At 41.6% G+C, this 12,121-nt stretch carries 9 protein-coding genes; 6 read left to right on the top strand and 3 right to left on the bottom strand.

Features of this window, described 5'->3' with window-relative positions; genetic code table 11:
• Positions 1-37: 37 nt before the first annotated feature.
• Positions 38-859: an SDR family oxidoreductase gene (locus UYI_RS0124790; RefSeq protein ID WP_016869376.1), complete on the top strand. Its 822-nt coding sequence runs from the start codon at positions 38-40 to the stop codon at positions 857-859.
• 269 nt (positions 860-1,128) lie between these two features.
• On the opposite strand, the gene UYI_RS0124785 is transcribed toward UYI_RS0124790, so the two are convergent.
• Positions 1,129-1,782, bottom strand: a complete 654-nt coding sequence (locus tag UYI_RS0124785) for a (2Fe-2S) ferredoxin domain-containing protein (protein ID WP_016869375.1) — start codon at positions 1,780-1,782, stop codon at positions 1,129-1,131.
• A 65-nt stretch (positions 1,783-1,847) separates the two neighbouring features.
• On the bottom strand, positions 1,848-2,084 hold the full coding sequence (locus UYI_RS0124780) for an Asr1405/Asl0597 family protein (RefSeq protein WP_026086153.1): 237 nt from the start codon (positions 2,082-2,084) through the stop codon (positions 1,848-1,850).
• Positions 2,085-2,901: 817 nt separating this feature from the next.
• Between UYI_RS0124780 and dpsA the strand changes: the two genes are divergently transcribed.
• From dpsA to mutT, 5 genes are all read left to right on the top strand, one after another.
• Positions 2,902-3,456: a DNA starvation/stress protection protein DpsA gene (gene dpsA, locus UYI_RS0124775; protein ID WP_016869373.1), complete on the top strand. Its 555-nt coding sequence runs from the start codon at positions 2,902-2,904 to the stop codon at positions 3,454-3,456.
• Positions 3,457-4,068: 612 nt separating this feature from the next.
• Positions 4,069-7,383, top strand: coding sequence for a carbamoyl-phosphate synthase large subunit (gene carB, locus UYI_RS0124770; RefSeq protein WP_016869372.1), 3,315 nt, complete (start codon positions 4,069-4,071; stop codon positions 7,381-7,383).
• Positions 7,384-7,971: 588 nt separating this feature from the next.
• Positions 7,972-8,928 carry an RNA polymerase sigma factor, RpoD/SigA family gene (locus UYI_RS0124765; protein ID WP_016869371.1) on the top strand — a complete coding sequence of 319 codons (957 nt, stop codon included), beginning with the start codon at positions 7,972-7,974 and terminating at the stop codon, positions 8,926-8,928.
• Positions 8,929-9,351: 423 nt separating this feature from the next.
• Positions 9,352-9,699, top strand: a complete 348-nt coding sequence (locus UYI_RS0124760) for a DUF760 domain-containing protein (protein ID WP_016869370.1) — start codon at positions 9,352-9,354, stop codon at positions 9,697-9,699.
• A gap of 395 nt (positions 9,700-10,094) precedes the next feature.
• Positions 10,095-10,523 carry an 8-oxo-dGTP diphosphatase MutT gene (gene mutT, locus UYI_RS0124755; protein WP_026086152.1) on the top strand — a complete coding sequence of 143 codons (429 nt, stop codon included), beginning with the start codon at positions 10,095-10,097 and terminating at the stop codon, positions 10,521-10,523.
• 159 nt (positions 10,524-10,682) lie between these two features.
• On the opposite strand, the gene UYI_RS0124750 is transcribed toward mutT, so the two are convergent.
• Positions 10,683-11,870, bottom strand: coding sequence for a histidine kinase (locus UYI_RS0124750; protein WP_016869368.1), 1,188 nt, complete (start codon positions 11,868-11,870; stop codon positions 10,683-10,685).
• Positions 11,871-12,121: the final 251 nt, after the last annotated feature.

The raw sequence follows: 12,121 nt of genomic DNA, 5'->3' as shown, positions 1-12,121 counted from the left end.
AGTTATCGGTTATCAGTTTTATCCCTTGGTGATAGTTATGACTTCTGCGGCAGTATCTACTGAAGAAAGAGTACTTGTTGCTGGTGCGACTGGTGGCGTGGGGCAATTAGTAGTAGGCAAGCTGTTGGAAAAGGGCTTTCAAGTTCGTGTCCTGACACGCAACACTGCCAAAGCCCAAAAGATGTTTGATGACAAAGTAGAAATTGCTGTTGGTGATATACGCGAGGAGGCTACACTTCCAGCAGCGATGGTGGATGTGAGTTACACCATATGTTGTACCGGCACTACTGCTTTCCCTTCTGCTAAATGGGATTTTGAGCAAACACCTAATTTGATTACATGGGTAAAGCTATTTTTTAATCCCTCAGATGCCAAAGCCAAAGCAAAAAATAGCCCTGAAAAAGTTGATATACAAGGTGTCACCAATTTAGTACAAGCAGCGCCTTCTGGGTTGAAACGATTTGTTTATGTATCTTCCTGCGGAGTTCTACGCAAAGATAAGTTTCCCTATAGTATTCTCAATGCCTTCGGTGTACTTGATGCTAAACAAAAAGGTGAGGAAGCGATCATAAATTCCGGCTTGCCTTACACTATTATCCGCCCAGGTCGCCTGATTGACGGCCCTTATACTTCATATGACCTCAACACTTTGTTGAAAGCCAAAACAGGAGGTAAGCTTGGTGTAGTAGTGGGAACAGGTGACAAACTCACCGGTCAAACCAGCCGCATCGATGTTGCAACAGCCTGCGTAGAATGTATCACCAATTTCCATTGTGAAAGAAAAATTTTTGAGATAGTCAATACCGGGCCACGACCTTCTGTAATTGATTGGGACGCGCTTTTCTCCAAGTTGGATTGAGAAGGGGAACTCTTAACAGGGAACAGAATACCTAATACACACGGATAATCTATGTGTGTCCATCTGTGTCCATCTGTGTCCATCTGTGTTCGATTCTCAAAAATAATTTCCCACAGACGCGATGTTCCTCACGTCTCCACTCAACAAAATATATTGATGAAATTTTTTTTCTTTTTAAATAGTAGTACTAGTTCACCAAATTGATTTTGACAGTTTGACTAGATCCCCGACTTTTTTAAAAAGTCGGGGATCTGACGTCTTGCAAGCTGTCAAAACTTGTGTGGTAGAGTAGTACTGTTAGCGATCGCTATTGTCATTTCACTGTCTTGATGTTTAGCAGCAAAATGCTTATCCATCAGCGCGGGTATTTCTGTGGCTTTGATGCGACTATAGCGAGTTTTATCGGGCATAACTACATTAGGTCCTGCTTTACAATTCTTCATACAGCCAGTGCCTTTAATAGTTACTTGATCTTCTAAACCGCGATCGCTCATAGCTGCTTGTATAGCTTGGCACACTTCTTTGCCGCCACGTTTCACGCAATCAGATTTTTGACATACTAGGATAGTTGATTTCGCCGTTTTTGGCTTGGTTTCATTCGGGGAGGAAACGGAGAAATTTTCTGTATCTTCTTTTCTTGGCGTCACCGTGTCTATTCTGGCTGCCAAAATTCGCTCAGCTTTTAGCTTGACTTCACCAGTTTTGCGATCGTATTTTTTCTCACCTACAACTTGCAACCAAGTACCACGGGGCAAGCGCCAATCAAAAGCTACCCGTAAATGTTTAGCTAGTTTGACATAACATTCACCGTCAGGAGTTGCTAGCAGTAGCCCTTTGAGTTTATAGCCATCTTTGATCACAAAATCGAGGAATCTTGCCTCCAAACAAAATGCTGTTGTTTCAGTCTCGTGGTATTTACCCATAATTGTGACCTATTTTTTACTAATAAAATCAATGGTTGGCATTTAATTGCGAATTCGGAATTCTTTTACCAACACACTTCTAAAGCCCAAATCAATACTTGCCGAGATGCCGTGAATTGCCGTATGACACTCCAAAGTTGAATAGCTGTGTAAGCATTGTCAATTTGAACTGTCAATGGTTGGTTTGTCTCACACCAGCAAGGAATATCCAATTCCCGCAAACGTTGATAGACCTGCCAACGGTCTGACCAATTCACTTCTACAACGTATTTTGCTTCTAGTTCTGAACTGAAAGACTTCAAGATTGCCGCCCTCAAAGTGCAATAAACTTGCAGTAAATACTGCGCTTCGACTCCGTTGATATAGATGTTATCGGGAGTAGAACTCCTTAAATTAGCATACATTAAGTGCAAACTTTTCTCATTAGTTTTTGATAAAAAATCTCAATCACATACGTAAATCAGAGTAAAAAGGTTAAATAGACAGCTAAAAGAAGCAATAGCAAGTAATAAATAATTAAGTAGTGATTTAATCCTCAAAATTCAAAAATTTGCTATTTATCGCTCCCAAAGAAGACTATTGTTACCTGTCACTTCAAAGTAGCGACACTGGCGGCACAGCATCCGCTATGAATCGAATAAACAAGTCAAATCCTCCCCTTCTGAATAGAAAGTAACCTCACCCCTTCTCCTCTCCTTGGGTAAGGAGAGGAGAAGGGGTGAGGTTTTTTCATTGCTTGGTGGTGAAATTTTTTCATCAGGACTACCCTCAGCATAGCTGCCTTATTTTCAAGACATATCTCAAGTTAAGGAGAAGGGTGAGATTTTAGGAGTTCTTCCTACTTAATGAAAATTTTTACCTTTTATACAAACTCTATTCATTAGCTAACAAACGAAAACACACGCCTACTGCTCGTTCTGTAACTAAATGCTCTTAATGGCTAGTATATTTCAAACGATTTGATGATATGGATTTTCAATAATAAATAAAAACAGAAGTTTTATTTAGTAAAAAATCAGAATTTAATTATATTGCTCCAGTTGGTTTTCATTTTTAAAATGCTAATATGTAAAAACCTAAGCAGTTAGAAACTATAGCTGCTCAAAAGCGAGGAGAACAATGTCTGAAACGCAAACTTTATTACAAAATTTTGGTCAAGTTTACGACAATCCTGTGTTGCTGGATCGCAGTGTTACCACTCCAGTATGCGAAGGATTTAACGTTGTTCTAGCTAGTTTTCAAGGTCTGGCTTTACAGTACCAAAAGCATCATTTCGTAGTTGAAGGTGCAGAATTCTACTCCCTGCACGAATTTTTTAACGATAGCTATCAAGAAATACAAGAGCATATCCATGATATTGGTGAGCGCTTAAATGGTCTGGGAGGAGTACCAGTTGCTACTTTTGCCAAATTGGCAGAACTGTGCTGCTTTGAACAAGAAATAGATGGCGTCTTTTCTAGCCGTGACATGGTAGAAAATGACCTCAAGGCAGAGCAAGCTATTATTAAATTGATCCGTAGCCAAGCTTCTCAGGCAGAAAGTTTAGGCGATCGCGCTACACGTTACCTCTACGAAAAAATCCTTTTGAAAACTGAAGAAAGAGCTTACCATTTAGCTCATTTTCTTGCTAAGGACAGTTTAACTTTAGGTTTCGTTCAACGTGTGCAAAACTAACACCTAATCGCTTTCAAACGCTTTTGTGAAACTTCAAAAAAATTTGCAAGTGTTAGTTGTGAAAAAATTATAAAAAAAGGCAGAGATAAAATTCTAATTTCTCTGCCTTTTTATTCTTGTATATATCAACACACAGTGTTGTTCTAGAGAAATTATTATTTTTCCACAAAAAATATTCCTGAGTAAAAAAACTCTAACATTTGAAAACTTAATTTATATAAAGTTAAAAATTAAACTACCTTTGTATTGAGAAAAATAACTGATAAAAATCAAATTCATCAGCAAGCAAGTGAAAAATGCTACATCATTCCTACATGTGATTTAGATATAAAAAACGCTAAAAACATGTTTAAAAATCTAAAAAAGTAAAATGAAAGTGTAATTTAACTATGTTTATAGTCGTGAGACTTCTGTACCTTTATCAGGCTGCTTCTATCCACAGCAAGCAATTGCACAAAATACTGGTAATACTAGAAAAATCAACAAGAGTGGCTTTTCTTAAATTGGTCACTATGATTTTGTCTAGAAAAGTTGATAATAAACAGCATTAGTAGTGGGTAAAGACCCTTAAAATAATCAGGATTTGTATTCTCTTACTCCAAAGCAAGAACTATGCCGCGCCGTGATGACATCAAAAAGATTCTGCTATTAGGGTCAGGCCCAATAGTAATTGGACAAGCTTGTGAATTTGACTACTCTGGGACACAGGCTTGCAAAGCGTTACGAGAAGAAGGTTATGAAGTAGTGTTGGTCAACTCCAATCCTGCTACGATTATGACCGACCCAGAAACCGCCGATCGCACCTATATTGAACCGCTAACACCAGAATTAGTCGAAAAAATTATCGCCAAAGAACGTCCCGACGCCTTATTACCAACAATGGGAGGACAAACCGCCCTCAACATTGCTGTGACTTTGGCAAAAAATGGAGTGTTGGAACAGTACAACGTTGAGTTAATTGGTGCTAAGTTACCAGCGATTGAAAAAGCCGAAGACAGGCAACTGTTTAACGACGCGATGGCCAAGATTGGTGTTAAAGTGTGTCCGAGTGGAACAGCTTCATCACTAGAAGAAGCAAAAGCAATTGCCCGGCGCATCGGTACTTATCCTTTAATTATTCGTCCTGCTTTTACCTTGGGTGGTACTGGCGGTGGTATCGCTTACAACGAAGAAGAATTTGCGGAAATGGCCCAAACAGGAATTGACGCTTCGCCTGTATCGCAAATTTTGATTGATCAGTCCCTGTTGGGTTGGAAAGAATACGAACTGGAAGTAATGCGCGACTTAGCAGATAACGTTGTTATTATCTGCTCAATTGAAAACCTAGATCCGATGGGTATCCACACCGGAGACTCCATAACCGTCGCCCCTGCTCAAACCCTTACCGACAAAGAATATCAGCGGCTGCGGGACATGGCGATTAAAATTATCCGCGAGATTGGCGTGGAAACTGGTGGTTCTAATATTCAGTTTGCCGTCAATCCTGTAAATGGGGAAGTAGTTGTGATCGAAATGAACCCCCGTGTTTCTCGTTCTTCAGCTTTGGCAAGTAAAGCGACTGGTTTCCCGATCGCCAAAATGGCAGCCAAGTTAGCTGTCGGCTACACCTTAGATGAAATTAAAAACGACATTACGAAAAAAACTCCTGCTTCCTTTGAACCGACTATAGATTATGTAGTCACCAAAATACCCCGGTTCGCCTTTGAAAAGTTCCCCGGTTCGGAACCAGTGTTAACCACACAAATGAAGTCTGTAGGGGAAGCAATGGCAATGGGACGGACATTTAACGAGTCTTTCCAAAAAGCTTTGCGTTCTCTAGAAACAGGGCGTGCTGGTTGGGGATGCGACATCAAAGAAAAACTCCCCAGTGGCGAACAAATTCGCGCCCAACTGCGGACACCAAATCCTGAACGCATTTTTGCTGTGCGCCACGCTATGCAGTTGGGGTTAAGCATTGAAGAAATCTACGAGTTGACAGGTATTGACCCCTGGTTCCTGGAAAAAATGCAGGAACTACTGGAAATAGAAAAATTCCTCAAGCGCACATCCTTGCAGCAGTTGACAAAAGAGCAAATGTATGAAATAAAACGGCAAGGATTTAGCGATCGCCAGATTGCCTATGCCACCAAAACCACAGAAGATGAAGTCAGGGCATACCGCAAACAATTAGGTGTTATCCCGGTTTATAAAACTGTGGATACCTGTGCAGCTGAGTTTGAGGCGTTTACTCCTTACTACTACTCTACCTACGAACAAGAAACAGAGATTTTGCCTACTGATAAACCCAAAGTCATGATTTTGGGGGGTGGGCCAAACCGAATTGGGCAGGGAATTGAATTTGACTATTGTTGTTGTCATGCAGCCTTTGCACTCAAAAACGCAGGCTATGAAACAATCATGGTCAACTCTAATCCCGAAACTGTGTCAACAGATTATGACACAAGCGATCGCCTTTATTTTGAACCACTGACAAAAGAAGATGTCTTAAACATCATTGAGGCAGAAAATCCGGTAGGTATAATTGTGCAGTTTGGTGGGCAAACACCATTGAAGTTGGCTGTACCATTGCAGAAATACTTGGCTTCCCACGATGGGGTGATGGGGAGATTGGGAGATGGAGAGAAAAATCACCCCACCACCCCACCACCCCATCTCCCCACCAGAATTTGGGGTACTTCTCCAGATTCTATTGATATAGCCGAAGACCGGGAGCGCTTTGAGAAGATTCTCAAAGAATTAAATATTGCCCAACCAGCAAATGGTATAGCCCGTACCTATGAAGATGCGTTGATTGTTGCCAAACGCATTGGTTATCCGGTGGTAGTGCGTCCTAGCTACGTGTTGGGAGGTAGAGCAATGGAAATAGTCTACTCTGATACAGAACTAGAACGCTACATGACATTTGCAGTGCAAGTGGAACCAGAACACCCGATTTTAATCGATAAGTTTCTGGAAAATGCGATCGAAGTTGATGTGGATGCGATCGCAGACCACACAGGTAGAGTAGTCATTGGTGGAATTATGGAACACATTGAGCAAGCGGGTATCCACTCAGGAGATTCGGCGTGTTCTTTACCTGCTATTTCCCTATCCGCAGCAGTTCTTGACCAGATTCGTCAGTGGACAGTGCAATTGGCACAAGCGCTAAATGTGGTGGGGCTAATGAATATCCAGTTTGCTGTGGCTGGTTCGCAAACTGAATCGCCCCAAGTTTACATTTTAGAAGCTAATCCCCGCGCCTCTCGGACTGTGCCATTTGTTTCTAAAGCTACAGGCGTACCTTTGGCAAAACTGGCATCCTTAATTATGTCGGGTAAAACTTTAGAAGAACTAGGCTTTACACAAGAAGTCATACCATCCCATATTGCCGTGAAGGAGGCTGTACTACCATTTAATAAATTCCCTGGTACTGATACCATCCTTGGGCCAGAAATGCGCTCTACTGGTGAAGTTATGGGCATAGACAGTGATTTTGGCCGCGCCTTTGCCAAGGCAGAATTAGGGGCTGGTGAGCGTTTACCCTTAAGTGGTACAGTGTTTGTTTCAATGAACGATCGCGACAAAGCAGCAGCAGTACCAGTAGTCAAAGAATTTATCGATTTGGGCTTTGCTGTCATGGCTACCGATGGTACTCGCCGTGTCCTCCAAGAACATGGTTTAGAAGTTGAGTTAGTATTGAAACTCCACGAAGGCCGCCCCCATGTTTTGGATGCAATCAAAAATCACAAAATTCAACTGATTATTAACACACCTTCTGGAGAAGAAGCCCAAAGCGACGCTAGACTGATTCGACGTACAGCCTTAGCTTACAAAATTCCCATTATCACTACCATTGCCGGCGCCAAAGCCACCGTCGCTGCTATCCGTACTCTGCAAAACACAACCTTAGATGTCAAAGTGATCCAAGAATATTGCATGGTTCCATAAGGGATTGGGGAACTCACCGGCCCCTGGTGGAGATTAGGGGCAATGGGGATTGGTGATAAGGGATATTGGATGATTAATAACCACTACCAATTACCCATTACCTATTACCAATTACCCATTACCCATTAAAAACTTAATTATTCCATAGGTATATCATTATAATTAATATAGAGTTTTATTAAGAAAAATTAGAAAAAATTCTTGCCCTTGCTAAAGTTATGGAATAAGCTGGTAGATAGGATTTCAGAAAAATACGTAGCCAAAGTTAGCAAAAAGAACATACAATTACAGTCTGCCCTCTAGTCAAAAATTTATCATAAATGTTACAATGTTTAACAATGTAACAATCGTAAAATGTTTTACAAAACACCATCTTTCTATCCGTAGATACTTGTGCATCAAAAAAAGCAATTGTAGTCTTTAACAACTGAGAACAAATCGGAACATCAACAGTCGTCCTCATCTTAGCGGGCGTGTAAATTGCAAGTTACAGCATGGGTTCCCAGCTTGACTGGGTAGACACCCAGCCGCAGGCATTCATACATAAATGACTTACTTCCACACCCAGAATTATTAAAGAGTAGTGCCATGAAGACCGCTCAGACAGCTACAGACCTAGTGCGGACTTACCTACGTGAAATTGGTCGCGTGCCATTGTTAACACACGAGGAAGAAATTTTTTATGGCAAACAGGTGCAACGGGCAACAGCCCTGCACGAAGTTAGAGAGTTACTTGCCACCCAGTTAGGTCGTGAACCAACATTAGAAGAATGGGCAAAAGCGACACAGTTAGAACCAAGGGAATTAGATCGAGCGATCGCGGATGCCGAAATAGCTAAGCGCAAAATGGTAGAAGCTAATCTACGGCTAGTGGTTTCTGTGGCGAAAAAGTATATCAAGCGCAACGTCGATTTGCTTGACTTAATTCAGGAAGGTAGCATTGGGATGCAGCGCGGTGTAGAGAAATTTGACCCGACTAAAGGCTATAGATTTTCCACCTACGCTTATTGGTGGATACGTCAAGCCATCACTCGCGCGATCGCTGAAAAAGGGCGTACAATTCGCCTGCCAATTCACATTACCGAGAAACTGAACAAAATTAAAAAAGCACAACGTCAGTTATCTCAGAGATTAGGACGTGCCCCTTCAGTTGCAGAATTAGCGCAAGAACTAGAACTAACTCCCAGACAAGTACGAGAGTATCTAGAAAAAGCACGTGTACCTTTATCTCTAGATATACGCTTGGGAGATAACTATGATACCGAACTAGGAGAAATGCTAGAAGATCCAGGAGCATCTCCAGAAGAGTTTGTTACCCAGTCTTCCTTATCTGGTGACTTAGAACGTCTCATGGCAGAACTCACACCACAACAACGGGAAGTAATATCCTTGCGTTTTGGTTTAAACGACGGACATGCCCTAACTTTGGCTAAGATCGGCGAAATACTCAATATCAGCCGCGAACGAGTGCGACAAATAGAACGAGAAGCTCTCAGTAAACTCCGCAAATCCAAACTCGGCATCAATGAATATTTGGCAAGTTAGTTAGTGGTTGGTTGTTAGTTGTTGGTGGTTGGTTGTTGGTGGTCAGTCAGCGCGCAGAAGGGGCGTCTCCCCCATGAGCGACTGATGAACCCGTAGACACGAAGTGGCTTCCCGTAAGGGTAGGGTTAGTTGTTGGTGGTTGGTTGTTGGTTGTTAACTATTAACCACTAACCACTATTGTACAGACGCGAGGAACATCGCGTCTGTACCCACTAACCACTAACCACTAACCAACAACCAATATGGTGATATTTTCCGCTTTGTTTGGTACGGTTACACCCACTGTCAACACAAACTCTACCTGTTACATTAGTTTGCAGGAATACACAACAGCAATAGCAAAGTCAAACAGATTATGAATATCTGTGATTCAAGCTTAGTAAATCAGTTTGGCTGCTGGTGTGGTAGTACAGGAGGAAAAACGTGAGCAACCAATCCAATCGAGTCTCAGAATTTTTTAACAGCGAGTCACAAACCGAGAACTTGCTCTGGCAGTATGTTAAATCATTGAGTCCAGATACTGTTAGCCAGCTATCTAAACCTAGTTCTCCTGAAGTATTTCAGGTGATGGAACGGAACATCGTAGGACTGTTGGGTAATTTACCATCTGAACACTTCGGTGTTACTATCACCACTAGCCGTGAAAATCTCGGTCGTCTGCTAGCATCTGCTATGATTAGCGGTTACTTTTTGCGTAACGCTGAACAGAGAATGAACTTTGAATTAGCGCTGCAAGGTACAGAAGTCAATAACGATCATGAAGTTGAATAGCAATTACAAACTAGCTATTAACTAGCTATTAATAGACTAAACAAGTTGACTTCATGCTTTGTCTTAACCACATAAAATAAATTCAAAATTATTCTCTGCGAAATCCTTCTAGTCTTAGTGTTTGGTTGAAAAGCATAGAGACAAATCAGAAAGCTAAAGTAGTCTAGAAGTAAATCAAAGTTCTGTTGAAGAGAATCAGTTGATTCACCAAGTATTGTGAAGATAGTTGATGTAGTCAGCCTCTGCAACGGAAGTACTAAAAAGATAATATACAAATTGTCATAAAATACATACTCGGCAAATAAATATTTGTCGAGTTTTGTTGTTTGTATGGTAGTTGTTATTACCAAACAATCAACCACCAACTACCAACCATCAACTACCAACAACTATCTATGAATGAAACTACTTTTGTTCCACCTCATAAAATTATAGGTGTTGCCGTAATTGGGAATGACCAAGGACAAATTTTAATTGATCGCCGTCGTCAAGAAGGCGCAATGGGTGGATTGTGGGAATTTCCTGGAGGGAAAATCGAGCCTAATGAGACTGTCGAAGAATGTATTCAACGGGAAATAAAAGAAGAATTGGGAATAGTAGTTGAAGTCGGTGAACACATAATCACCATTGACCATACCTATAGCCATATCCGTGTTACTCTCACAGTACATCATTGTCGCCTCATACAAGGAATTCCCCAGCCGATAGAATGCGATGAAGTACGCTGGGTTAGTGTAGATGAACTAGAGTCTTTTGCTTTTCCAGAGGCGAATATTCAAATTATTGCTGCATTGCGGGAGTGGGGAAATGGGGGGATGGGGTGATGGGGAGGTGAGGAGATGAGGAAGTGCGGGAAGTGTGAGGAGTGGGGGGAGTATGATGGGTAAACAACTAACCACTGTACAGACGTGCCATGGCACGTCTGGTACAACAACCAACAACCACCAACCAACAATCAACCACCAACAACCAACAACCACCAACTACATATACACTGGCAATGTAAAGTGGAACCATGCACCGTTACTGGGTGAAGAATCTACCCATATTTGACCGTAGTGAGCGCGGATGATGCGTTGGCACAAACACAGACCGATGCCGTAGCCTTCTTTACTTTCATCTCGTTCTAGACGGAAATGGTTTTCAAAAATCCGATCGCGATTTTCTTCGGGTATACCAGGCCCTGTATCCCCAATACTAAATTGAACTTTTTGGGTTGTACGGTGCAGTCCTGCCACAGTGATTGTACCACCTTCTGGTGTATATTTAATGGCATTATCCAAGAGATTGATCAATACCTGACGGATGCGTTCTGGATCGGCGTAAACTTGGGGTAAATCTTTGGGAATATCCTTTTCTACTTTTAGGGATTTAGCTGTATAGCGATCGCTCAATTCTTCCAATACATCCAAGCACAGTTGTCCCAAATTCGTTTTTTGCGGCTTGACTAGAAATTCTCTCTCGTTATTACGACCTACTTGCAAAAGGTCAGTAATCATACGGTCTATGATGCGAGTCTGGTTACGAGCTTGCTTAAATAAGTTAGTTGTCATTGTTGGCGTTAGCCGCTCAAAACCTGCTTTGTCTGGATTATAGTTGGATTGTAGAGTTTCTATAGCTATGGCAGTGGCTGTTAGGGGATTGCGAAGGTCATGAGCTAACATAGCAATCACCCTGTCTTTAAATTGCAATTGCTCTTCGAGTTGCTCTTTCTCTTGTTTTAAGCGAAAAATTTCATCTGACAGGTGCAGCAGTTCGGCGGAGAGAGCCACTGAACGAATAGAGGATTTAGAAGATGAAGCTGTACAACCGTTATCCTCTGTATTTTCTTGCAGGTCAGTCTGTAATTTTACATAGGCATCCACTGCGGCTTGCCAGCGAGGCCACCAGCTTTTGAGCTGCGTAATTATGTTACTACCAGCCAGAACATGTCGAGGTTCTGGATGAATTTTGATTAAAGCTGGTGTTGCTACCAGTTTAAAGTGTTCAGCCAAATAGGGTTGTTGTCCGACATCAACAATTTGGAGTTCAAACTTGTAGTCAGCCTGCAATTCTTTCAGATACGCACGAATTAGCTGGACTTGTTGTCGAGACTTTGGTCGTCCATCGACAAAAAGTAACAACTGTAGTGGAGCTTCAGAATAAATAGGCTGATCCTGGGAAGCTTGCATGTAATCGTATTTTAGCACTGGTAACAAACCGACGACGCTTAACAAAAAGTAAAATCGATTGGCGTATGTCGATGATAATGGTCTTTCTTGTTTTTCAATTTAATATCTATTTTAGATTTTTCATACTCCTATTACCCATTGGTTTTTGAGATAGAATTATGTCTTTTTTAACTGTTTGCTCCACTGTAGTGACAGGTCTTATGCTCTAGAGCCTAAGTTGCGATCCTCGCCAAATCAAAATCTTTCGTCAA

This window comes from Fischerella muscicola PCC 7414 (assembly GCF_000317205.1).
GTDB classification, from domain to species: Bacteria; Cyanobacteriota; Cyanobacteriia; order Cyanobacteriales; family Nostocaceae; genus Fischerella; species Fischerella muscicola.
This window is presented reverse-complemented; position numbering and strand designations above follow the sequence as displayed.

What these genes read in the sequence shown, in the direction of transcription:
- UYI_RS0124785 (WP_016869375.1), bottom strand. Translation starts at nt 1,782, where the DNA reads ATGGGTAAATACCACGAGACTGAAACAACAGCATTTTGTTTGGAGGCA.
- mutT (WP_026086152.1), top strand. Translation starts at nt 10,095, where the DNA reads ATGAATGAAACTACTTTTGTTCCACCTCATAAAATTATAGGTGTTGCC.
- carB (WP_016869372.1), top strand. Translation starts at nt 4,069, where the DNA reads ATGCCGCGCCGTGATGACATCAAAAAGATTCTGCTATTAGGGTCAGGC.
- dpsA (WP_016869373.1), top strand. Translation starts at nt 2,902, where the DNA reads ATGTCTGAAACGCAAACTTTATTACAAAATTTTGGTCAAGTTTACGAC.
- UYI_RS0124790 (WP_016869376.1), top strand. Translation starts at nt 38, where the DNA reads ATGACTTCTGCGGCAGTATCTACTGAAGAAAGAGTACTTGTTGCTGGT.
- UYI_RS0124750 (WP_016869368.1), bottom strand. Translation starts at nt 11,870, where the DNA reads ATGCAAGCTTCCCAGGATCAGCCTATTTATTCTGAAGCTCCACTACAG.
- UYI_RS0124765 (WP_016869371.1), top strand. Translation starts at nt 7,972, where the DNA reads ATGAAGACCGCTCAGACAGCTACAGACCTAGTGCGGACTTACCTACGT.